This is a genomic window from Arthrobacter sp. HS15c (assembly GCF_040812005.1).
GTDB lineage: Bacteria > Actinomycetota > Actinomycetes > Actinomycetales > Micrococcaceae > Arthrobacter.
On the sequence record NZ_JBFOHM010000004.1, the window covers coordinates 315,346 to 338,281 of the forward strand.

Here is a 22,936-nt window from a genome sequence, read left to right on the forward strand (position 1 = left end):
GAGCAGACGCCCGCGGACCGCTGCTAGGACGCACGCCACAGCAGCTTGTGAACAACACGTTAATACTCACAGGGTTATCCCCGGTGTGAGTGTTAACCTTCGCCGGCTTCGGCGGCAAATTCCCCGCCGTATGGTCAATTCCCCGCCGCCTTTCACGGGGATAAGTCCACCCGCCGGGGATTTACCTGTACTTATCCACAATCGAGCAGGCGCGTCTGGTGACGCCGGGACCAGCAGCCCAGCATGGACCCATGGAATCTCCTCTTCCCCTGATCCTCGCCAGCCAAACGCGCGCCCTCACCGGAAGCAGCCGTGGCCTGAGCCGCGCCTACACCAAGGGCGACCTGGTCCGGGTCCGGGCTGGCGTCTACTACAACAAGCCCGCGTGGCTGGCCCTCAAAGCATGGGAACGCTATGCGGCCACAGTCGCCGCGGTCGCCGCCAGCGATCCGGCGGCAGGCTTCTGCTATCTGACCGCACTGCGTGTTTGGCGATTGCCCACCCCTGGGGTCCCTGATCATGTCCACTTGGTCACGCGGTCACCGCACAAAGCGGGCAGGCTCCCTTCAACAACCCAAGCAGCCAAGAATCCGAAGACAGGCCTCACCGGTCTCGAAACGGTCCGGGGCTACGGAACCTTCCGGCATCACTGGGAAGCCGATATCGTCCAGGCCGGCGGCTACGCTGTGACGTCGCTCGTTCAGACGGTGATGGATTCCATTGTCAGGCTGGAACTCCCGGAGGCTGTGGCTGTGGCTGACACCGTCCTTGGAAGCCGCCGCAAGAAAGGCGCGGGCCTGACCCGGATCGACCTGCAGCAGGCGTCGGCCGGCCTCGCATCGGCTGCCAAACGCCGTCGGGTCCTGGAAGTCTTGGCATTGGCTGACCAGGCGGCGGAATCCGTCGGGGAGTCCCGGAGTCGGGCACTCATCCACATTCTGGGGTTTCCCGCTCCGGTCCTGCAGCGTTCTTTTATTGACAACGAAGGATTCATTGCGCGGACCGACTTCTTCTGGCCCGAATACGGCGTCATCGGGGAGTTCGACGGCGACGCCAAGTATCTCGACGACGAACTCCTGGGCGACCGCAGCACACGGGAAGCCATCCTGGCGGAGAAAAAACGCGAGGACCGGCTCCGGGCGCTCGGCTACACGGTGGTCCGCTGGGACTGGAAAGCCGTGACGGGCCCGCAGATTCTGCGGCGGAAGCTCGATGGTGCCGGGCTCAGGAGGCAAAAATCCCCGCCGGGTGGACTAATCCCCCTCGCATAACCGGGGGAATTGACCACGCGGCGGGGATTTCCCGTCGAAACGGCGTATTAGAGGACCGGGAGAACCGTCAGTCCACCGATGTACTTCTGCAGCGCGGCCGGGACGTTGACTGAGCCGTCGGCGTTCTGGTGGTGCTCCAGCAGTGCCACGATCCAGCGGGTGGTGGCCAGCGTGCCGTTGAGCGTGGCCACGGCGCGGGTTCCCTTCGGGGCGCCCTCCTCGTTGAAGACCCGCTCGCGGATGTTGAGGCGTCGGGCCTGGAAGGTGGTGCAGTTGGAGGTGGACGTCAGCTCGCGGTAGGCACCCTGCGTGGGGACCCAGGCCTCACAGTCGAACTTGCGGGCCGCGGACATGCCGAGGTCACCGGCGGCGGTGTCGATCACGCGGTACGGCAGTTCGCACTTGGCCAGCATTTCCTCTTCCCAGGCGAGCAGGCGCTCGTGCTCGGCGGCCGCCTCTTCAACCGTGGTGTAGATGAACATCTCCACCTTGTTGAACTGGTGTACGCGGATGATGCCGCGGGTGTCCTTGCCGTGCGAGCCGGCCTCGCGCCGGTAGCAGGAGCTCTGGCCGGCGAAACGGATGGGCCCGCCGGCGAGGTCGAGGATCTCATCGGCGTGGTAGCCGGCCAGCGCAACCTCGGAGGTTCCCACGAGGTAAAGGTCGTCCTCGGCGAGGCGGTAGATCTCGGCGTCGTGCTTGACGTCAAAGCCGGTGCCCTGCATGGTTTCGGGGCGCACCAGGGTGGGCGTGATCATGGGGACGAACCCGGCCTCGATGGCCTGGTCCATGGCCATCTGCAGCAGCGCCATCTCCAGGCGTGCACCGACGCCGCGCAGGAAGTAGAAGCGGGAGCCGGACACCTTCGCGCCCCGCTCCATGTCGATCGCGCCGATCAGCTCGCCGATTTCGAGGTGGTCCCGGGGCTCGAAGTCGGGGAATTCGCGCGGCGTTCCGACGGTCTTGACCACAACGTAGTCGTCCTCGCCGCCTTCGGGGACGCCGTCCTCGATGAGGTTCGGGATGGAGCGCAGCAGTTCGTCCTGCTTGGCCTGGGCGGCGTCAGCCTCGGCCGAGGCAGCCTTCACCGTGTTGGCGAGCTCCTTGACCTCTGCGAGCAGTGCCTTCTTTTCGTCGCCCTTGGCCTGGGCCACCTTCTTGCCGAAGACGTTCTGCTCGGCGCGGAGGTTTTCGTACCGGATCAGGGCGGCACGCCGGGCGGAGTCTGCGGCGATGATCGCGTCCACCACTGATTCGTCGGCGCCGCGGGCGCGCTGGCTGGCACGGAACTTGTCCGGGTTTTCGCTGAGGTCTTTTACGTCGATCACCAGACAAGAGTATCGAATCCGGGCGCGTCAGCGCGGACGGCAGGAGGGCGGGAACGCGGACCTTCCCGCCGGGATACTGTTGAAGCACCATGAGCGACTGGCTGCTTTACCTCCTGAGTGCCGCGGCACTGGCCTTCGCCGTCTCCAGTTGGTGGGGCGTGCGCAAGCTCAAGGCACTGCACATCCGCAGCGCGGTGGCCGAAGATGCGCACGAGGCCGGCCTCAGCCACCAGCGCGTCGCGGTGATCCTCAACCCTATTAAGGCGCGCGCCCCGGAGGCCAAAGCAGCTATCCAGCGGGCCTGCCTTGCCGCGGGTTGGGACGATCCCCTCTTCCTGGAGACGACGGCGGAGGACCCGGGATACACGCAGGCCCGGGCGGCGCTGGACTACAAGTCCGACGTCGTCCTGGTGGGCGGCGGCGACGGTACCGTGCGGGTGGTGGCCGAGTCCCTCGCCCACACCGATGTTGCCATGGGCATCATCCCGCTGGGCACCGGAAACCTGCTGGCCCGCAACCTTGACCTGGACGTCAACGACCTCCACTCGAACGTCCAGACGGCGCTCTTCGGGCAGCAGCGGTACATCGATTCGGCGCGGATGGGCATCGAGAACTCCCGCACGGGGCACTCCTCCGAGCACGCGTTCCTGGTGATCGCGGGCATCGGCCTGGACGCCGAGATCCTGGCCGACACGAACGACGGCCTCAAAAAAGCCGTCGGGTGGCTCGCCTACACGGAAGCCGGCATGCGGCACCTGCCCGGCAGGCGCCGGAAAGTGTCCATCACCCTGGACGACGGCCCGGAGCAGTCCCGGAACATCCGCAGCGTCCTGTTTGCCAATTGCGGGCTGGTGCCCGGAGGCATCGATTTCATTCCGCAGGCCATGATCGACGACGGCATGCTCGATGTGGTGGTGATGAGCCCCCGGAGCGCCCTCGGCTGGATCATCATGTACGGGAAGGTACTGCTCAGGCACCGGGGCAACCTGCCGATCATGACCATGTACAGGTCCGGGAAGATCGTCATCAAGTGCCCTGAGCCGATGCCCACCCAGCTCGACGGCGACACGTCGGGTGAAGCCACGAAGCTCACCGTGCGCGTGGAGCCGCGGTCCCTCCTGATCCGGGTCAAGGGCCAGCCGCAGGCCTGATCGCCCGCGGCCGGGTGGATTTCGGAACGCCCTAGGCGGTGGCCTTCTTGGCAGCCTCGGCGGCAGCTTTGGCAGCCCGGGCCTCGGACTGTTCACGGATCATGGCCTGCTCTTCTTCGAAGCGCAGGCGGTCAGCGCGGTCTGCATCGTCGCCGTCCCAGTCCTGGTTGTCGGCAGTCGGCTTGGGATTAACAATCATTCCCTGGCCGTCATTGTCAGTACTGCTGCTCATGACCCGCTCCCTTCGATAGGGGCCGTCCCCCAATGTGGATCAAGTAAGCATACGCACAGTGTTATGCGCGCGGTAGTACTTGGACCTACGCTGTGGGCGAAGCCCCGGAAGCGGTTTCGGGGCTGGCCGGTTCCCCGCTAAGGATGGCTCCCACCCATTGATGGGCCGCCTGGAATGCCTCGTCGGAGGTGTGGGGGGCGACGTCCGCGCTTTGCGCGTCAGCCCGTTCATACGATCCCAGGAAACGGGTGGCCGGGCTGATCCGGTGGAGCCCGGCCAGCGCATCGGCCACGCGTGCGTCGCCTATGTGGCCGTCGGCGTCGATGCTGAAGAAGTAGTGGCCCAGGTACTGCCCGGTGGGCCGGGATTCGATCCGGCTGAGGTTCACGCCGCGGGTGGCAAACTGGTCCAGGATTTCCATCAGGGCACCGGGGTGGTCCTCCGGGAGTGGCACCACTACTGTGGTCTTGTCCGCGCCGGTCCGCTCCGGCAGGGCCCCGGGCCGGCTGACCAGGACAAACCGGGTCACGGCGCCCGGGTTGTCGCCGATGTTCTCGGCGAGCACGGAGAGCCCGGGCTGTTCCTGGGCCACGATGGGGGCGCAGATTGCGGCGTCGTAGTGCGCGCCGCCTTCCAGCAGGCCTATGGCGGAGGCGGCGGTGGAGGAGCCCGGAACATATTCAGCACCGGGAATATTGGCGTCAACCCACAGCCGGCACTGCGCCCAAGCGTGGCCATGGGTGGAAATCCTGCGGATCTGCGAAACGGTTACACCGGGCCGGGCCACCAGCACAAAGCTGATGGGCACCAGCACTTCCCGGATAATGCGCAGTTCCTGGCCGCTGGCGATCGCATCCAGCGTGGCGGTCACCCCGCCCTCCACCGAGTTTTCGATCGGGACCATGGCGGCATCCGCGGAACCGTCACGCACTTTGTCCAGGGCAGCGTTCACGTTCGACGCCGGAATCCGGGTTGCCGCCCCAGCCCCCGGTACCTGCATCAGCGCCGCCTCGGTGAAGGTGCCTTCCGGCCCCAGGAAGGTATAGGTAACGGGCGACGCGGACATCGAGTATTCCTTAGTGGTTATGAAGGGGCGAACCAGGATCCCCGCAGGCTCGAGCACCGGCGGGCAAGGGTCAAAGGGCTAGAGCACCAAAGGCCTAGAGCACCAAAGGCTTCAGGCCGTTGTCCGAAACGAGCGGCCTGCCGGATTCAAGCCACTGGTCCATGCCGCCGGCCACATTGATGGCGGTGTAGCCCTGGCCGGTCAGCCACTGGGCCGCCCGGAACGAGCGCCCGCCGGTCCGGCAGATGACGTACAGGTCCTCGTCGGGGTCGAGTTCACCGAGCCGCGCCGGGAGCTGGTCCAGGGGGATGTGGACGGCGTCCTCAGCGTGCCCGGCTACCCATTCGTAGTCTTCGCGGACGTCCAGAATCACGGCGTCCTCCGGGACGTCGTTGACTGGCACGGAATCGAAATCGCTCATGGAAGTCCTCTTTCGGAGAATCACGGGTCTCCTTCCAGCCTAGTGCCAGCGGATCGCCCCGCTCCCGAAACCTGGGACAAGTTACGCTGTTGCTGACCCGTAGGAGGATCCTTGCCCGCTGAGCAGCCCATCATCACGGCCGCCTCCGAGCGGCGCCTGGAGCCACGTTTCCTTGGCTGAGATCCACGAGCTGTCCGCCGTCCAGCTCCGGGACTTCCTGCGCTCCGGAGAACTCTCGGCGCGGGAGGCAACTGCGCACTACCTGGCCCGGATCGAATCGGGCAACCGCCTCCTGGGCGCGTTCGTCACCGTCACCGGCGGGCAGGCCATGGCCGACGCCGCCGCCGCGGACGCGAAGTTCGCGCGGCTTCGTCGTGCGGCGTCCTCTGGCGACGTCAGTGAGGCCCTGCCACTGCTGCACGGGATGCCGGTCGGCTTCAAGGACCTGACAGACGTCGCCGGCGTGGTGACCACCCACGGCAGCGCCGCGCTGGACCACAAACCCGCGCTGACGGACGGTGCCCTGGTCACCGAACTGAAGGGGGCCGGCGTCGTGTCCCTGGGCAAGACACAGGTGCCGGAGTTCGGACTGACGGCATACAGCGAAAACCGCATCGCCCCGCCGTCGCGCAATCCGCACGCCCCCAGCCGGAGTTCCGGCGGTTCCTCGGGAGGCAGCGCTGCCGCGGTGGCCGCAGGAATGCTTCCGTTCGCCCCCGGGACCGACGGCGGCGGGTCGGTCCGCATCCCGGCTGCGGCCTGCGGACTGGTGGGCCTGAAGCCGGGCCGCGGTGTGGTGGCTTCCGGCGAGAGCTCCGGCGACCCCGCACGGCTGGTGGCGGCAGGTCCGCTGGCGCGCAGCGCGGCGGACGCGGCTCTGATGATGGACGCGCTGGCGGCCGGTCCGGGCGGAACCTACAGCGGGGCAGTCAGGCACGCACCCGGCCCGCTGCGCATCGGGGTAACCCTGGACAGCCCCTGGTCCACCACCTTCCCGTTCATCACCGAGCCTGAGGCCCTCGACGCGCTGCGGGCAGGTACGGAACTCCTGGAGCACGCCGGACACCGCATCGCGGAAGCTGCCGTCCGGTATGACAACCGCTACCCCGATGCGTTCACCACTGCCTGGACTGCCGCCGTCGGCAGCGCCAGGATCACTCCCCACCGCGAGGCGCTGCTGGCACCGCTCACCCGGACCTTCCGGCGGCGGGCCCAGCAACGCAGCGCCGCAAAGCTCAGCGAAGCCCTGGCTTTCCTCCGCCAGTTCCAGCGCGACACCATCACCCAGTACGGGCAGTGGGACCTGATGCTGATGCCCACGCTGGCGCAGACACCACGTCCCGTGGGCTGGTTTACCGGCGCGGCCCACGGGGATGACCGCTGGCCCGCCGCCGAGTGGGCCGGGGATGCCGACGGCGACTACCGGAAACAGTGCGAATACGCGCCGTGGTCCTCCATGGTGAACGTCTGCGGATTGCCGGCCATCACCATACCCGTGCACTGGACCGGAGACGGCCCGGGACTAGGCCTTCCGATGGGCATCCAGCTGGTGGGTCCTGCGGGCTCCGAACGGCTGCTTCTCCAGGTGGCGGCGCAGCTGGGGTTCTGACACCTCAGCAATGTCGGAAGGCTCGCAAAGTCCATATTGACCAAAAAACCTGCCGCCCGCGTAACCCATTGGTAACCGGAGAGGAGCAGAATTAGAGGACGGTCTCACACCTCAGCCGCGCTCACTGGCGGCAAGCACTCAAATGGCAAGCACTCAAAGAGGAGCTGCATCATGGGCATGAACGCTGAGCACGGGCACACCGGCCCCCGCGAACCAGGCACGGTCAGGTCGGACCTGAGCAACATCCATGTCCGCGAAGACCTGGCCCGGGCAGGACGCTGCGCCAACGTCCACCTTGCCACCGGCCGGACGTGCCTGCTGCCGTTCCGGCACTACGGGCCGTGCGAGTTCCATAACCCGCAGGAGGCGGAGGACATCCTCCGGGGCTAGCGCCTCGCGGGAAGTGGAAATGTCGGAATAAGTGTGTACGGGAAGCCGCAACCGGAGGACGATTAAAGGGCAGTCACTTTGAGGAGGCCTGTGATGTGCTATTCATCAAGCAAGGATTTCGGGTGGGGCTATAAGAAGGAAGCCGACCGGAAACCCGAAGCGCGCCACGAAACACCGCCGGACCGTCCCGGGCCGCACTACACGGCGCAGGACTTCAAGTTCTGGGCCTTCCCGCTTCGCCGGAAGACACCCGCAGCTGAAGAACCGGTTGCTGACCGCGCCCACGAGAGGGTCTGACCCGAAGGGCCGGAACTTCCCGAAGAAAGGCCTCCCCGCGGAGGCCTTTCCGCTGTCAAGAGCACCCTGAAATCACAGGAAATGTTCGACATAGACGCTTCGCCATCCCGTTGCGATGCGATGCGCGTCACGGGCTCCCCTTGCACTGCAAACCACGGCCGTCTCGCATTGTTGGGTATGGTTGATCGGGTCCACGGTGAGGAGCGGAGCCAACTCCGGGGAGGCTACCGGACTCTCAAATCAGTTTCGTGGGGAAGACGGATGGCGAGGAATGACGGGTAAGGAAAACATGAGGCGGACGGGTGCCTGGGGACTGTTCAGCCGTAAATTTCTCCTAACTTGGGTCCTGCCGCTGGGCGCCATCCTCGGGCTTCTCGTGCTGTATGTTGCCGGTGAACACCGGATTTACTTCTACGATCCGCGTGGCTTCCAGGAAGTGGCAATCAACGCCTCAATAGCGCTTCGCCAAGGCCCACACGATCTCTTCGATTGGCTCAAGACGCAGTCGTTGAGCGAGTATCCTCCGTACTGGTCCCTGCCACTGGCGGTTTTGCCACCCGAACTCCTCAACCTTCGAGTGCCTTACGTCGGCGCTATGGGCCTGATCGGCCTGATTCCGATAACGGTGTTCACAACCAAAATTGCCTGCCGCGTATTCGGATTGCGCGTCTCGCCGTGGATCGTCCTGATGGCGGGACTCAACCCGCTGGCTTTCCTCGTATGCGTTCAAGGCGTTCCCGATCTGATTGGGATGTCGTTGGTCCTCGCTGCCGTGTGGATCCTGGTGTCCCGTCCCATGCGGCGGTCGACCCTGTTCTGGGCAGTGTTGGTTGCCGGAGCTGCACTCCTGGTGAAGAAGAACTTCCTCTTCGATCTCACAGCCGTCGTCGCGTGTTACCTCCTTGCGTACTCAATCGCCGCACTCCGGTACAGGCATCCAGCGTCATGGGGCCTGCACCTCGTCAAAGAGGCACTGAGCTTGAGGGTTTTGCTCGGAGCAGCCGGTGTGATCACTGCCATCGCGACGGTCACACCCGGGACCCTGGCGTCAATCTTCACGCGGGACAATTCCCTTTTCTATGTCAGTTATCAGACCTCGGTCAAGGAAGCCCTCTCCAGCAACCTGTCCTTTGCCGGCGGCTTTGTTGCCCTGGTACTCGCGGCAGCAGCCGTCCTTGCCCTGTGGTTGGTCATAGCCCGGAGGACGTCCGCCGCAGTCACCCGCAACGCTCTCTTCGTTGCCGCTTTCCTGGGAGTCTCAGAGATACTCTGGGCCATCACTCAGAAGCAGGCGGGCATCATCCATCAGGTTCATGTCTGGCCCCTCCTGATGACGCTTGGATTTGCCGGCGTCATTCGGATGGTGCCGCGACCACGCCTCATAGTCCGCCAGCTGGTGGCTCTTGGACTCGCGGCGGCTTTGTTTGTGTTTATGTTTGCCCCGGTGCCGGCCCTGCTGGCGCCCCGCATCGCGGCGTCGAAACTGCCCGCGGGCCTGGGCGCCAGCGTCACTGAGCCGTTCGTTCAAACGAATTTCGACAATCTCGTAGCGATCGCGACGACAGCCAGGACCCTGGCCAGCACCAACGGGCCCGTTATGGTGCCGATTGCCTCCATGTCCTTCAACTCGAGCCTTCTGTTCCAGACCTACGTCCAACAGGCCGGGGCCCCCACTCCGGACATCTACCAGCTTCCTCAAGTGGACCTGCGGGATGCCCTGCCCTGGTCCGGTCTCATCGGCGACGACGGGCGTACTGTATTGGTTTCCCGGCAATGGGTACCCGACCTGCCGGATGGTCACCGCAACCTGCAAGCCGTGAATGAGTTCCTCGAATCGCCCGCCGCCCAGCGGTGGATCAAATCCTCACAACCACTCGATGCCGGCGTCCCGGGGGAACTTGCTGACCTGCGGGCGGTCCACCTGGTGATCCCGGAATCCGACGCCCTCGCGTTCGCGGCAGCCATCCAGCCCTATCTGCCAGCCGGCACGGGGCAGGGGCTGCAGGGAGCGGTCGCCCTGCTGACGGATCATGATCTGCGCACTGAAGGACCAAGCGCCCAGACTCCCACGGCCTGGACCACCTCCGCCGGTCCCCTCGCGTCCCCTACGCAGCTGCTCGTCAACAGCGTGGCAGCACGCTCGATCGGTCTGCGTCCCGCCACTGCCGGTTGCGACGGCCTCACGTACCAGTGGTCAACGGTTGCGCCAGCCGCTGCGAACGGGACCGTCGATGCCTCGAACGTCACCCAAGGCAAGCTGGAGCCGGGTACAGAACAAGTTCTCACAGTCCCGGCATCAGGTGCCGCGGGCGTGGCGTGGGACCAGATGCTCACTCTTGGCCTCGATGGCACATCGGGGTCCTGCCAGGTTACTGTCCGCGCGCTGCCCTGACCCTGCCGGGGGCCCGAGGATCCCGGCACGCGGTCCGGGCGGTGCTGGGACAATGGCAGCATGCGAGGACACTACGTGCATGCGGCCTCCCTGCGGATGGACCCGGACGCCGACCTGGCAGCGCCCGGTGCCGCCATCACACTGGAGCTATGCGGGAGCTGGGATCATGTTCCGCCCTGTCCGCTGGCGCCGCACCACACCAGCCCTGAGCGGCAAGGTGGTGCAGTGGAACTGCGGGTCGTCTTTGCCGCCGAACCGGGGCAGGAAGCCGAGGTCCGCCGTCGGATAGCCAAAGCCCTGGCGTCGGGCTCGCTCACCGGCCCGGAGGGTGTGACAACGGAATGGGCCCTGCTGGGCAGCCATGCCGCAGTGCTGAGCGGTGCGGAACGCGGTCAGGCGGAGAGGATCGCCACCGCCTAGGACGCCGCAGGTCCTCCGAACAAAGACCCCGCACAGAGCCCTACCCGCCCAGATCCCGGTACTTCCGGGCCCGGGACGCCAGCAGCTCAGCCACGGGGATGCCCGCCAGGGTTCCAAGCTCGTATTCGATGGCCCGCGCCATGCGGGCGCAGAACTCCTTGGGCTCCAGTGACGCGTCGGGCCGTTCATCCACGATGTGGTCCACCAGGCCGTTGGCGTAGAGCGCGGCCACGTTGACCCCCTGCGCATCGGCCAACTGCGGCGCAAATTCGGTGCTGCGGTGAACAATCGCGCTGGCCCCTTCGGGCGGCAGCGGTGAGAGCCAGCTGTGCTGCGCGGCGATGGTCCGGTCCGCCGGGAGCAGGGCCAGCGCCCCGCCGCCGGCTCCCTGGCCCAGCAGCACCGAGACCGACGGCGACTCCAGCCCGATCAGTTCGTGCAGGGACCGCGCGATCTCGCCCGCCAGGCCGCCCTCCTCCGCCTCCTGCGACAAGGCCGCGCCGGCGGTATCGATCACGGTCAGCAGCGGCAGGCGCAGTTCCTCGGCAAGCTTCATGCCGCGGCGGGCCTCCCGCAGGGAACCCGGCCCCATACCGGCCGCGTCCTTTCGCAGGGGCCGGGCGTGGCCCAGCACGATGCAGGACTGTCCACCAAAACGGGCAAGCGCCAGCAGGAGGCCGGGATCCTTTTCGCCCTGGCCGGTGCCGTTGAGCGGCAGCGCGTCATCAGCGCCGTACCGCAGCAGCTGGCGCAGGTCCGGGCGGCGCGGCTGCCGGGAGACGCCGATGGAGGTCCATGCGTCCGCGGCCGCCGGTCGGACCGCGAGGGTGTCCGGCGGGGTGGCCGCCCCGTGGACGGGTCCGGCCGCGGGCTTCACCGCCAGGATATCCAGCGCCCGCCCGATGATCGCCGGCAGCTCGGCCGGTTCCACAACGGCGTCGATCAGGCCTTTGCTGAACAGGTTCTCCGCCACCTGCACGCCGTCAGGAAATGCCTCCCCGTAGAGGGCCTCGTAAACGCGCGGACCCAGGAACCCCAGCAGCGCCCCCGGTTCCGCCACATTGATATGGCCGAGCGAACCCCACGAGGCCATCACTCCCCCGGTGGTGGGATGCCGGAGATAGACCAGGTACGGCAGCCCTGCCTGCCGGTGGGCGCGCACCGCACCGGTGATCTTGACCATGGACAGGAACGCGAGTGTCCCTTCCTGCATGCGCGTGCCGCCGGAGGCGGGCCCGGCCAGCAGCGGCAGGCCTTCGGCCGTTGCCCGCTCCACGGCTGCCACGATCCGCTGGGCCGCGGCGTGGCCAATCGATCCGGCCAGGAAGGAGAACTCGCTGACGATGACCGCCACCCGGTGTCCGCGGATCAGCCCGGATCCTGTAACGACGGATTCATCCCTCCCGCTCCGTTCCCGCGCCCTCGCAAGATCACGGGCGTAGTCCCCGTTGGCCTGCGGTTGCTGCGCAGGCTCGTCCCAGGAGACGAAGGTGCCCTGGTCGACAACGGCGTCCAGCAGTTCGGCGGCGTTCAGGTGGCGGACTTTTTCCGTCGTCGGCATCCTATTTCACCCCCGCGACGGACGCAGCCATGCCCAGCCATTCGCGGATGCTCTGCCCGTCCTCGTCCAGCAGGGGCGGCGCGTCGTGGGCCGTCACGGTGGTCTCGGCGGCGTCGCCCGACGCGAAAAACCTCAGCGGCGGCCCGGGCAGGCTGACCTTCCCCAGCAGCGGGTGCTCCACGTCAACCACCAGCCCCTGCGACGCCACCTGCTCCCACGCGTACACCTCATCCAGCGAGCGAACCTTCCCGGCCGGGATCCCGGCGTCGTTCAGTTTCGCGAGCAGCTCCGCGGCGCCGTAGCCGGCAAAAACGCGTTCGACGGCGGCGATCACCGCCGCCCGGTTCCGCACCCTGTCGGCATTGCTGGCGAAGCCCGCGGCAGCCGGGTCCAGGCCGAAGGCGGCGGCGAAGGAGACCCACAGTTTCTCGCTGCCCACGCTGATCTGGACGCTGCCGTCGCGGCAGGCGAACAGCCCGTAGGGCGCGATGGAGGGATGGTGGTTGCCCTGGGCCTGCGGCACTTCGCCGGCAACGGTGGTGCGCGTTCCCTGGAAGGCATGGACACCGATCAGGGATGCCAGCAGCGATGTGCGCACGATCTGTCCGCGGCGGGTCCTGTCCCGGTCCACCAGCGCTGCGAGCACGCCGAAGGCTCCGTTCATGCCGGACAGCAGGTCGGCGATGGGCACGCCGACACGCTGGGGGTCGTCCGGTCCGGATCCCGTCAGCGACATGAGCCCGGCTTCACCCTGGAGGATCTGGTCGTAGCCGCTGCGCTGGGACTCGGGGCCGTCGTGCCCGAATCCGGTGATGGAGAGGATCACCAGCCGGGGATTGAGCTCGTGCATGGCGGCGGTGGAGAACCCCAGCCGGTCCATCACGCCGGGGCGGAAGTTTTCGATCACAACGTCGGCGCGTTCCAGCAGGCTGCGCAGCACCTCCTTGCCGTCATCGCTTTTGAGGTCAAGGCTGATGGATTCCTTGTTGCGGTTGCAGGACATGAAGTAGGTGGACTGCAGGTCGTCCTCGGGGCCGACGAACGGCGGGCCCCAGCCGCGGGTGTCGTCCCCGGTGCCCGGGTTCTCCACCTTGATGACGCGGGCGCCAAGGTCGGCCAGCATCATTCCGGCATGGGGTCCGGCCAGTGCCCGGCTCAGGTCCACCACCAGGTGCCCGGCGAGGGGGCCGCCCCTGCGGTCTTCGTTTGCTGTGCTCATCTGCGGGCTTCTTTCTGGGTGTGGTTGAGGTGCCATGTGCGGGGCACGGCGCGGTGTGCGGGACCTAAAGCCATCCGGGCACCACCAGGGCCAGCCACGCGAGCAGCGGTCCGGCCACAATGACAATCCCGCTGTAGCCGAGGATCTGCTTGTAGAACCTGTCCTTGTCCACGCCTTCCGGGGCGTTGGCCAGGACCAGGGCCCCGTTGGTGGAGAACGGTGAAACGTCCACGATGGTGGCGGCCACGGCGAGCGCACAGATTACGCCGACGGCGCCGATCTCGCCGGTGGAGAGGAACGGCACGGCCAGCGGAATCAGGGCGGCGAGGATGGCGGTGGAGGAGGCGAAAGCCGACACGACGGCGCCGATGTAGCAAATGAGGAGCGCGGCCAGCAGCGGCATGCCCATGCCGGCCACACCGTTGGAGACGAACTCGATGGTGCCGGCTTCTTCAAGCACCCCGACAAACGTGAGCATGCCGCAGATCAGGAGCACTGTTGACCAGCTGATCTTGTTGATGGCGCCCTTCTGGGCCTTCGGGGAGACCAGTGCCAGCACGATGGCGATGGTGATGGAGACAAAGCCGACGTCCACCTTGAACCCGAGCGCAATGACGGCCAGAGCGATCAGTCCGGCGATAGTCACCAGCTGGGGAATTCGCTCGGACCGTTCCTTAGTGGCTGCGACGCCGTCACCTGCGGGGTCCCGGGGGCCGTACATGCCGGAGCCGAAGCCCTTGAACGGTACGTCTCCTGCCTTGGACCCCACGCTGACGGACATCCGGGCTTCGGCCGCCTGCTCCACAAAGTGGCTGACCTTGGAGGACAAGAGCGCCCTGCCGCCGAGGACGATGAACAGCACGAGGGCAATGACGAGGTTGAAGACCAGGCTGCTCAGGAAGAGTGCGGTGGGGCTGAAATCCAGGTCGGTCTTAGCCAGGATGCCGTTGACTGTGACTCCGTAGACGGCGATCGGGGAGAAACCGCCGGCCTGGGCGCCGTGGATGACCATCATGCCCATCAGCAGCGGGCTGATCTTGTACTTCCCGGCAAAGCTGAGGGCTATCGGGGCAATGATGGCGACGGCGGCGGGAGACAGTGCGCCCACGGAGGTGATGACGGCGGTGATGGCGAACATGACCCACGGGATCAGGGCCACGCGGCTGCCCACCATTTTGACGGCTCCCCGGACCAGGAGGTCGATGGTGCCGTTGTTCTGGGCAATCGCGAACAGGTAGGTCACGCCCACGATGGTCAGGAACAGGCCGCCGGGGAAGTTGGCCAGGATGTCGTTGGTGGACATCCCCAAGACGACGCTGCCCAGCAGGAAGTTGCCGACGAAAGCGAGAGCGCCCATGTTCAGGGGCAGGACGGTGGCGAACAGGAACATCCCCGCCAGGATGATGATCGACAAGACAGGAGCGGACATCTTTGGTCCTCCTAGGGTCTAAAGAATGTGATGTGAGTAACTGGCTCACTGGACTAGCCTCCTAGACACTGAGTCAATCTGTCAATACGCCTGCGGTGTATTCTGGGAGAAATCGACGACCTAGTGAGGCCCTAGTGGAGAAAACAGCCCGGCTCGGACTGGAGCGTGTGACGCGGCCCCGGCTGTATGAGCAGCTGGTGGAGCAGATCCTCGCGTACATCGAATCCGCCCAGCTGGGACCCGGCGATCTGCTGCCGGCGGAACGCGACCTGGCAGAACGGCTGGGGGTCTCCCGGGCAACGCTGGCCCAGGCGCTGGTGGCACTTGAGGTGCTGGGTGTGATCGATGTGCAGCACGGGACCGGCGCGGTCCTGGCACGGCGGCCCAGCGTGGCATCAGTGATCAAGGGGCTGCGCGAACACCAGAGCCGGCTGCCGGAAATTGTCGAGGCGCGCAGCACCCTGGAAGTGAAACTGGCCGCGCTGGCGGCGGTACGGCGCACGGAGGAAGACCTGGCGGCGATCGACGCGGCGCTGGAGGTGATGGCCGGCGAAATCGGCGAGGGAGACCGGGGAACCCACGGCGACGAGCTTTTCCATCAGGCGGTGACGGGCGCGGCACATTCCGCGGTGCTGGCGCAGCTGATGGCGTTTATCGCCGAAATGATCCTGGAAACCAGGATGGAATCCCTTGGCCAGCCGGGCCGGCCTGAACAGTCTTTGGCTTCGCACCGCAAAATCGCGGACGCCATCCGGGCACAGGACCCGGATGGCGCGGCGGAGGCCATGTTGGCCCATATTGAGTTGGTGTCAGACGTGGAGCTGCTTCGCTGATCCGTCAGGAGACGGCGGCCGGCGGAACTGCGGCACGTCCCGCTGGTGGCTTAGTAGGAGTATCCGGACGTGCTGTACATGGCCCCGGCCACGACAACCAGCAACCAGAAGGCGCCGTAGCCCAGGAGGCAGAGGTAGCCGAGGACCAGCCCGGTGATGGACATGCCCTTGCCTGACGGTTCACGCTTTAGCGCCAGGTGGCCGGTGATGATTGCAGCGACCTGCGGAAGCAGGAACCAGCCGAGGATGACCGAGGCGATGCCGCACACCATACTGGCGATGCTGAGCCCCTTGGGCTCAGCCGGCATGCCGTAGTACGCGGGCTGGCCGTAAGGATTGGGCTGGCCATAGGGGCTGGGCGGCTGGCCGTAGGCGGAAGGCTGGCCGTAGGGGTCGGCAGGCTGCGCATAGGGCGGGCCGTACTGTTCGCCGGGCTGGCCGTACTGGCCGGCGCTGTGCTGGCTCTGGCCAAACTCCGGCTGGCCGTAGGTGCCTTGCCCCTGGTGCGGCTGGTCCTGCCCCGGCGGGTTCTGGCCGTACTGGCCGGCCCCGTACTGGGTCTGCCCAAACTGGTTCTGGCCGTAGAGCGGCGGCGCGGGGATGTCGGTGCCGTGCCGCGGCACAAACTGCGGCGGCTCGTAGCCGGCCGGCGAATCGCCCGAGGCGTGGGTGCCGGACCCTTGTGAATCCGGGCGCGGCGTTGGCTGGTCACTCATGATTTCCCCCTCAAAAGTCTGTGTTCCCAGCCTACCGCCAGCACTGTTGCCGGGACCACCGGCTCACGGTACTACCGGCCCCAGTAGGGGAGGATGTACACCGCGAAGATCACAAAGGCGCCCAGGAGAACGAGCCTGGCCATGCTGCCGGCCGCGTGGTCGTGGGCGCGGGACTTCCGGCCGCCTGTTCCCGCCACGGTTCCGCGGCCGGTCTGGCGGCCAACCGCAGGCCTGTGTCCGGCGGACTTGGCGACCTGCGGGCGGGACCCCGGTCCTTTGCCAGCCGGACCCTTGCCTGGCTGTCCTTTGTCCGCCTGTCCGCTGCCAGCCTGTGGGCTTCCGGCCGCTGACGGCACTGACGCCGCCGTCCCAGACGGGGTTTCGGCTGGCGGGCGCATTCCCAAAAGCGCACTGTCTTCCTGGTCCTGTGTCAGCATCTGGCCCAGGTGCGCATAGAGGCCAACCACCGTTTGCTGGTCCAGCACGGCCGGGAGCGCCGTCACCGCCGAGACAACGCGCTCCACGCCGGCCACTGCCACGTCCGAGCTGGTGATGCCGAAGAGGTCGGGCTGGGCGGCCATGCAGATCAGCGGGCGGACCAGCCGCCGGTGCGGAGGCGACAGCACGGAGGCCACCGCGGCGCACTGGGCCAGCGCGCCTTCCACAGACTGGGTCCGGGAATACCGTCCCTGCCACAGGACACCCGAGGAAACGCGGACCTCACCGGTCCAGTTCTTGGCGTCCACCACCACAATGCCGCCTGGCCCCACGAGCACGTGGTCCAGGATGGCCTTGGGCCGTCCGGGCCAGTGCACGTCGTGGAGCACGTACCAGCCGTGCGGGATGAGCTGGCTTAGCCGGTCGGCTACCACCCGTTCGCCCACCGCGCCGGTGTCCCACGATTTGGTGGCCCGCTCGGCCAGGTCCAGCTGGCGTTTGAGGCGTGCGACCCGTTCAGCAGCCAGCCGGGACTGCTCGGCTGCGCTGTCGCCTGCCGCCATGACCGGTCCCCCACTCTTCCGCCGTCCGACCCCGGCGGTGAGTCCCGCCGTCGTCCTTGTCCTTACGAGGTTTTTTGAAAGTAACAGCGCCGCGGGTGCCCGGTATATAAGTACTTTTGGCCTGGTGTACTCAGGTTGACTACCTGCTTCCGGCCAGCAGCGGGGGACTTTCCGCGTCATAGGAGCCGCATTTTGGGCAGTGCGTTTTGACTCCAGCCCACGTCTGGCATGCTGGTGCCATGGCTAGCCGCGCGGGCACAGTTGCCCAACCCCAGGACCTTGTTGACATCACTGCGCTCCTTGACGCGTATTACGACATCACCCCGGATCTTGGTGATCCCGGCCAGCGCGTGGCGTTTGGCACGTCCGGGCACCGGGGATCCAGCCTCAAGGCGTCGTTCAACGAGAAGCACATTGTTGCCATCACGCAGGCGATTGTGGAGTACCGGGCCGGCCAGGGCATCACCGGTCCCCTGTTCCTGGCCAAGGACACGCACGCCCTGAGCGAGCCGGCGCAGAACTCGGCGCTTGAAGTGCTGGCCGCCAACGGCGTCCACGTGCTCGTCGACGCCCGCCACGGCTACACGCCCACCCCGGCCCTGAGCCACGCCATCCTGACGTACAACAAGGCCCGCCTGCCCGGCGCGCCCGAAGCGGACGGCATCGTGGTCACTCCCAGCCACAATCCGCCGGGCGACGGCGGCTTCAAATACAACCCTCCGCACGGCGGCCCGGCCGACTCGGACGCCACGGGCTGGATCGCCAACCGGGCAAACGAGCTCCTCGAAAACGAGCTCCGCGGCGTGAAGCGCATCCCCCTCGCGGACGCCCTCGCCGCCGACAGCACCGGCAAGTTCGACTTCCTCAGCAGCTACGTCGACGACCTCCCCTCCGTGCTGAACCTGGATGCCATCCGCGACGCCGGCGTCCGGATCGGCGCGGACCCCATGGGCGGCGCCGCAGTGGATTACTGGGGCGAGATCGGCGAACGCCACCACCTGAACCTCACCGTGGTGAACCCCACCGTGGATCCGCAGTGGGCCTTCATGACCCTGGACTGGGACGAAAAGATCAGGATGGACTGCTCGTCACCGTCAGCGATGGCCTCGCTGATCCAGCGGATGTCCGACGGCGGCAGTTCCTTCGACATTGCCACCGGCAACGACGCCGACGCCGACAGGCACGGCATCGTGACCCCCGACGGCGGGCTGATGAACCCGAACCACTACCTCGCCGTCGCCATCGACTACCTCTACCGCAACCGCAGCGGCTGGAACCCGAACTCGGTGGTGGGCAAGACGCTGGTTTCCTCCTCCATCATCGACCGCGTAGCCGAAAGCCTGGGCCGCAAGCTGGTGGAGGTCCCCGTAGGCTTCAAGTGGTTTGTACCGGGACTGCTGTCCGGCGAAGGCGCGTTCGGCGGCGAGGAATCGGCCGGCGCCTCCTTCAACAAGAAGGACGGCAGCGTCTGGACCACCGACAAGGACGGCATCCTGCTGGCCCTGCTGGCGTCGGAGATCACGGCCGTCACGGGCAAGTCCCCGTCGCAGCTGTACAAAGGCCTGACCGACCAGTTCGGCGCGCCCGTCTACGCGCGCATCGATGCCGCGGCCACGCGGGAGCAGAAGGCGGCACTCGGCAAGCTGTCGCCGTCGGACGTTACAGCAACCGAGCTGGCAGGCGAGGCGATCACCGCCAAGCTGACCGAGGCCCCCGGAAACGGCGCGTCCATCGGCGGGCTGAAGGTTGTCACCGAGAACGCCTGGTTCGCCGCCCGCCCGTCCGGCACCGAGGACGTCTACAAGATCTACGCCGAGTCCTTCAAGGGCGAGGAACACCTCAAGCAGGTCCAGGCCGAGGCCAAGGCCCTGGTTGACGGCGTCATCGCCTAGGAACCTGTTGGGGACCGCTGCCTGCGCCGGATGGCAGCAGGCAGCGGGAGCCGGCCGGCACTCAACCGCAGGCCGGCCCTAGACTGCGACTACCCAGATGGCATCGGACGCTGATGCGCCCAGGTCGATGTCCCGCTCGGGCTCGTGCACGCGGACGGTAGTGACGTCCGCATAGGGGCGGTGCTCCGTGACGGTCAGCCTGGTGTCCGGCGCGAGACCCAGCTCAGTGAAGTAGCGCAGCATCTGCGGGTCCGCATCCGAAATGCGGGTGATGGCCACCGTGTTGCCCGCGGCGGCGGCGGAAAGCTGGGTCCCCTTCGGCATGCTTGGCCGGCCGTCGGCCCCGGGAATGGGGTCGCCGTGCGGATCCCGGGTGGGATGGCCGAGCTTCCGGTCCATCCGGTCGATCAGCGTGTCCGAGACGGCATGCTCCAGGACCTCGGCCTCATCGTGGACTTCATCCCAGCTGTACCCGAGCACGTCCACCAGGAAAGTCTCCAGCAGGCGGTGCCGGCGGACCATCGCGACGGCATGGGCGCGGCCGGCGTCCGTCAGCTCGATGCTGCCGTAGGGCGCATGGGTGACAAGCCCCTGGCCGGCCAGTTTCTTGATCCCGTCGGAGACGGTGGAAGGCCGCACGCCGAGCCGCTCTGCCATCACGCTGACTGTGATGGGGGCCGGTGACCACTCCGTGGCTGACCAGATCAGCTTCAAATAATCCTGTGCGGCGTGGGACAAATCAGAGACCGGCATGACGTCCATAGTACCAAGCCCACCTCAAATGTTAGGCTTGACGAACAAATTTGTTTTCGCAATGAAGTGAAACGGAATCGGCATGCCGAAAAAATTGGCGGCGCAGCTCCCCAGCAGGCGGTCCATGCTGTCCGGCGCGGCCGCGCTGGCGGCCGTCCCTGCCTTTTCAACGTTCCGGGCGCACGCATCCAGCGGTCATGACCAGCATGGCGGCGGCGGTTCCGGCAGCAGCGCTTCCGAGAACACCGGCACTGGAAACACCGGCACGGCCACCTCCGCGGCCGCCACCAACCACGCCGGCCATGCCGGCTTCGCGGGCGGCTCGGTCCTGCCGGGGCGGGCCGGCATTGACCCTACCGCCATCCTGAGGGACTTCGACCGCGGGAAGACCAGCTTTCTGCCGGACGGCAGGACACTGCGGGTGTGGGACATCGTTGCCGTGGACAAGGACTTCGAGATCGCGCCCGGCATCACGTTCCCCGGCTGGACCTACAACGGCCGGATCCCGGGGCCCACCCTCTGGGCCCGCGAAGGCGATGCGCTGCGGATCAACTTCACCAACGCCGGCGCCCATCCGCACACCATGCACTTCCACGGCATCCACAAGGCCGGGATGGACGGGACACCCGGCATCGGCGCAGGCTCGATCGCGCCGGGCCAGAGCTTCACCTACGAATTCGACGCCACACCGTTCGGCACGCACCTGTACCACTGCCACCAGTCACCGCTTGCGCCGCACATCGCCAAGGGGCTCTACGGCGGCTTCATCATCGAACCCCGCGAGGGCCGCCCGCCGGCCGACGACGAAATGGTCATGGTCATGAACGGCTACAACACCGACGGCGGGGATGACAACGAGTTCTATTCGGTCAACGGCCTGCCGTTCCACTTCATGGACTTTCCGGTCCAGGTAAAACAGCACGCGCTGGTCCGCATCCACCTCATCAACGTGCTGGAATACGACCCCATCAATTCCTTCCATGTACACGGCAACTTCTTCCACTACTACCCCACCGGCACCATGCTGGCGCCCAGCGAATACACCGACACCATCTCCCAGGTGCAGGGCCAGCGCGGCATCGTCGAACTGCGCTTTCCCTACCCCGGCAAGTACATGTTCCACGCCCACAAGACCGAGTTCGCGGAACTGGGCTGGATGGGCTTCTTCGAGGTAGGCGCAGCATGAGCCTGGACGAAAAGACGGCGGCCGGGCAGGCTGCCGCACCGCACCGCAGGCCGCCTGTACCGCCCTGGCTGCTCGGGCTAGGGCCCCTGGTCCTGATCGCGATCGTGCTGGGCCTGTTCACCCTGCTCAACGCGCCCGGCCTCAACAGACTTTCCGAGGGCGTCCCGCCCAAGGAGGAGGTCGCCGTCGAAGATGTCCGCCTCACGCCCGGGCAGATCTCCATCACGGTCCGCAACGAGGGCCCGGATCCGGTGTCCATCGCCCAGGTCAACGTCTCGGACTACTACGCCATGTTCACGCAGACCCGGGAGACGATGGCCCCGCTGGAGTCCACGACCCTCACCATCAGCTACCAGTGGGTGGACGGCGATCCCTACGAGGTGGCCCTGGTGACCTCGAACGGCGGCAAGATCCCGGCGACCATTGAAGCTGCCGCACTTAGTCCGGAACGTGGCGGTTCATTCTTTGCCCTCATGACGCTGCTCGGTGTGTATGTCGGCGTCATTCCGGTGGCTCTGGGGATGCTGTGGATGCCGTTCGTGCGGCGTGCGCCCGCGTCCTGGGTCCGTGTACTGCTCGGCGTCACTGTGGGCCTGCTCGCCTTCCTGGCCATCGACGCCACCCTCGAAGCCACGGAACTCGTGGCGGACAACAGGGCGTTCGGCGGTCCGATGGTGGTGTTTTTCGGCGCCGCGGTGGCGTACCTGGTGCTGGAGGGAACGGACGCCTGGATGCGCCGGCGCCGGGACCCGGCCGCGGAGGGCAGGTCCGCAGCCCTTCCGCCGCACCGCCTTGCCCTGCTGATCGCCATCGGCATAGGCCTGCACAACCTCGGCGAAGGACTCGCGATCGGATCCGCCTACGCTGTTGGTTCACTCGCCCTGGGCGCCTCACTGATCATCGGCTTCGCCATCCACAACACCACCGAGGGCCTCGCCATCGTCACGCCGCTGGCGAAGCAGCCGCCTGGCCTGCCCCGGCTCGCAGCCTTGGGACTCGTCGCCGGCGCGCCAGCCATCGCCGGCGCACTCATCGGAGCAACCGTCTACCAGCCGGCACTTGCCGCGTTCCTGCTCGGCGTCGGAGCCGGGGCGGTGGCCCAGGTGGCCGTCAAGCTGCTCCCCCTGCTGAAGGACAAGGCGGGGACGACCTTCACAGCCGCCACAACGGCCGGGATCATCCTCGGCCTGGCGGTCATGTTCGCCACCGGGCTGTTGGTCCTGGCGTAGCTTTAGAGTCACGCGCCGGGGCCTGCGACGCCGCGCCCGTCCCGGAAACGTGGCGCCCCTATACTTGTCGTAGCTAGGGCCGGGGGGCTTCCATGGAAAAACGACGCATATGTCTTGTCATTGAGGACAATGACGACATCCGCGGACTGATCGGGATGGTGCTGAGGCGCGCCGGTTTCGAGGTCCGCTCAGTCGCCACAGGGGCGGAAGGCATCGCCGCGGCCGCCGACCCGGCCGTCTCCCTGGTCACTCTGGACCTCGGGCTGCCGGACATGGACGGCCACGTCGTGGCCAGGGCCGTGCGGGCGCTGAGCTCGGCGCCGCTGCTGTTCATTACTGCCCGGGCGGAAGATGATGACCTGCTCGCCGGCATGGCCTCCGGCGCCGCCGCCTACCTGACCAAGCCGTTCCGCGCCCAGGACCTTCGGGACGCCGCCGCACACCTCTGCCCTGACCCGGCACACGCACCGGCAACCGCAGGCGATCAGGCCGAACTGTCGAAACGGCGCCCCTGAAGCACCCCCTCTTTGAGGGTTTGGA

General features: G+C 66.7%; 22 protein-coding genes. 12 read left to right on the plus strand and 10 right to left on the minus strand.

Annotated elements, in window-relative coordinates:
- Nucleotides 1-251 precede the first annotated feature (251 nt).
- Nucleotides 252-1,271, plus strand: a complete 1,020-nt coding sequence (locus ABV518_RS08355; protein ID WP_367766421.1) for a hypothetical protein — start codon at nt 252-254, stop codon at nt 1,269-1,271.
- 47 nt (nt 1,272-1,318) lie between these two features.
- On the opposite strand, the gene serS is transcribed toward ABV518_RS08355, so the two are convergent.
- Nucleotides 1,319-2,599 (minus strand): serine--tRNA ligase, encoded by a 1,281-nt coding sequence (gene serS, locus ABV518_RS08360; RefSeq protein ID WP_367766422.1) that lies wholly within the window; start codon nt 2,597-2,599, stop codon nt 1,319-1,321.
- Between the two features lie 89 nt (nt 2,600-2,688).
- Here serS and ABV518_RS08365 point away from each other — a divergent pair, with 89 nt between their 5' ends.
- Complete coding sequence (locus ABV518_RS08365) at nt 2,689-3,750, plus strand: diacylglycerol kinase family protein (RefSeq protein ID WP_367766423.1); 1,062 nt, start codon at nt 2,689-2,691, stop codon at nt 3,748-3,750.
- A 31-nt stretch (nt 3,751-3,781) separates the two neighbouring features.
- Here ABV518_RS08365 and ABV518_RS08370 read toward each other — a convergent pair whose 3' ends face one another.
- The 3 genes from ABV518_RS08370 to ABV518_RS08380 form a co-directional block, all read right to left on the minus strand.
- Entirely contained in the window at nt 3,782-3,982 is a 201-nt protein-coding gene (locus ABV518_RS08370; RefSeq protein ID WP_131132274.1) for a hypothetical protein, read from the minus strand.
- 85 nt (nt 3,983-4,067) lie between these two features.
- A complete protein-coding gene (gene pheA / locus ABV518_RS08375) occupies nt 4,068-5,048 on the minus strand; it encodes a prephenate dehydratase (RefSeq protein ID WP_367766425.1) in 981 nt (326 codons plus the stop codon).
- Between the two features lie 94 nt (nt 5,049-5,142).
- On the minus strand, nt 5,143-5,469 hold the full coding sequence (locus ABV518_RS08380; RefSeq protein WP_367766426.1) for a rhodanese-like domain-containing protein: 327 nt from the start codon (nt 5,467-5,469) through the stop codon (nt 5,143-5,145).
- 172 nt (nt 5,470-5,641) lie between these two features.
- On the opposite strand from ABV518_RS08380, the gene ABV518_RS08385 reads away from it, so the two are divergent.
- The 5 genes from ABV518_RS08385 to ABV518_RS08405 all read left to right on the plus strand — a co-directional run bounded on the left by ABV518_RS08385 (nt 5,642) and on the right by ABV518_RS08405 (nt 10,577).
- Nucleotides 5,642-7,078: an amidase gene (locus ABV518_RS08385; RefSeq protein ID WP_367766427.1), complete on the plus strand. Its 1,437-nt coding sequence runs from the start codon at nt 5,642-5,644 to the stop codon at nt 7,076-7,078.
- 171 nt (nt 7,079-7,249) lie between these two features.
- A complete protein-coding gene (locus ABV518_RS08390; protein WP_367766428.1) occupies nt 7,250-7,468 on the plus strand; it encodes a hypothetical protein in 219 nt (72 codons plus the stop codon).
- Nucleotides 7,469-7,561: 93 nt separating this feature from the next.
- Complete coding sequence (locus ABV518_RS08395) at nt 7,562-7,765, plus strand: hypothetical protein (RefSeq protein WP_367766430.1); 204 nt, start codon at nt 7,562-7,564, stop codon at nt 7,763-7,765.
- Between the two features lie 289 nt (nt 7,766-8,054).
- A complete protein-coding gene (locus ABV518_RS08400) occupies nt 8,055-10,157 on the plus strand; it encodes a hypothetical protein (protein ID WP_367766432.1) in 2,103 nt (700 codons plus the stop codon).
- Nucleotides 10,158-10,217: 60 nt separating this feature from the next.
- Nucleotides 10,218-10,577: a hypothetical protein gene (locus ABV518_RS08405; RefSeq protein WP_367766433.1), complete on the plus strand. Its 360-nt coding sequence runs from the start codon at nt 10,218-10,220 to the stop codon at nt 10,575-10,577.
- 40 nt (nt 10,578-10,617) lie between these two features.
- On the opposite strand, the gene ABV518_RS08410 is transcribed toward ABV518_RS08405, so the two are convergent.
- The 3 genes from ABV518_RS08410 to ABV518_RS08420 all read right to left on the minus strand — a co-directional run bounded on the left by ABV518_RS08410 (nt 10,618) and on the right by ABV518_RS08420 (nt 14,786).
- Nucleotides 10,618-12,138, minus strand: coding sequence for a carboxyl transferase domain-containing protein (locus ABV518_RS08410; RefSeq protein ID WP_367766434.1), 1,521 nt, complete (start codon nt 12,136-12,138; stop codon nt 10,618-10,620).
- A 1-nt stretch (nt 12,139) separates the two neighbouring features.
- Nucleotides 12,140-13,357, minus strand: a complete 1,218-nt coding sequence (locus ABV518_RS08415; protein ID WP_367766436.1) for a CaiB/BaiF CoA transferase family protein — start codon at nt 13,355-13,357, stop codon at nt 12,140-12,142.
- A gap of 64 nt (nt 13,358-13,421) precedes the next feature.
- Nucleotides 13,422-14,786, minus strand: a complete 1,365-nt coding sequence (locus ABV518_RS08420; RefSeq protein WP_367766438.1) for an SLC13 family permease — start codon at nt 14,784-14,786, stop codon at nt 13,422-13,424.
- 134 nt (nt 14,787-14,920) lie between these two features.
- On the opposite strand from ABV518_RS08420, the gene ABV518_RS08425 reads away from it, so the two are divergent.
- Nucleotides 14,921-15,619 carry a FadR/GntR family transcriptional regulator gene (locus tag ABV518_RS08425; protein ID WP_367766440.1) on the plus strand — a complete coding sequence of 233 codons (699 nt, stop codon included), beginning with the start codon at nt 14,921-14,923 and terminating at the stop codon, nt 15,617-15,619.
- A gap of 50 nt (nt 15,620-15,669) precedes the next feature.
- On the opposite strand, the gene ABV518_RS08430 is transcribed toward ABV518_RS08425, so the two are convergent.
- Together ABV518_RS08430 and ABV518_RS08435 are read right to left on the minus strand one after the other, a co-directional pair.
- Nucleotides 15,670-16,335 carry a DUF4190 domain-containing protein gene (locus ABV518_RS08430; RefSeq protein ID WP_367766441.1) on the minus strand — a complete coding sequence of 222 codons (666 nt, stop codon included), beginning with the start codon at nt 16,333-16,335 and terminating at the stop codon, nt 15,670-15,672.
- 71 nt (nt 16,336-16,406) lie between these two features.
- Complete coding sequence (locus ABV518_RS08435; RefSeq protein WP_367766442.1) at nt 16,407-17,336, minus strand: nuclease-related domain-containing protein; 930 nt, start codon at nt 17,334-17,336, stop codon at nt 16,407-16,409.
- 239 nt (nt 17,337-17,575) lie between these two features.
- Between ABV518_RS08435 and pgm the strand changes: the two genes are divergently transcribed.
- Nucleotides 17,576-19,228: a phosphoglucomutase (alpha-D-glucose-1,6-bisphosphate-dependent) gene (pgm, locus tag ABV518_RS08440; protein WP_367766443.1), complete on the plus strand. Its 1,653-nt coding sequence runs from the start codon at nt 17,576-17,578 to the stop codon at nt 19,226-19,228.
- 78 nt (nt 19,229-19,306) lie between these two features.
- Here the strand turns inward: pgm and ABV518_RS08445 are convergent, their stop codons facing one another.
- Entirely contained in the window at nt 19,307-19,981 is a 675-nt protein-coding gene (locus tag ABV518_RS08445) for a metal-dependent transcriptional regulator (RefSeq protein WP_367766445.1), read from the minus strand.
- Between the two features lie 82 nt (nt 19,982-20,063).
- On the opposite strand from ABV518_RS08445, the gene ABV518_RS08450 reads away from it, so the two are divergent.
- The 3 genes from ABV518_RS08450 (at nt 20,064) to ABV518_RS08460 (ending at nt 22,911) form a co-directional block, all read left to right on the plus strand.
- Entirely contained in the window at nt 20,064-21,167 is a 1,104-nt protein-coding gene (locus tag ABV518_RS08450; protein ID WP_367766447.1) for a multicopper oxidase domain-containing protein, read from the plus strand.
- Entirely contained in the window at nt 21,164-22,396 is a 1,233-nt protein-coding gene (locus ABV518_RS08455) for a ZIP family metal transporter (RefSeq protein WP_367766449.1), read from the plus strand. The genes ABV518_RS08450 and ABV518_RS08455 overlap by 4 nt, the downstream gene beginning before the upstream one ends.
- A gap of 92 nt (nt 22,397-22,488) precedes the next feature.
- Entirely contained in the window at nt 22,489-22,911 is a 423-nt protein-coding gene (locus ABV518_RS08460) for a response regulator transcription factor (RefSeq protein WP_367766451.1), read from the plus strand.
- Nucleotides 22,912-22,936 lie beyond the last annotated feature (25 nt).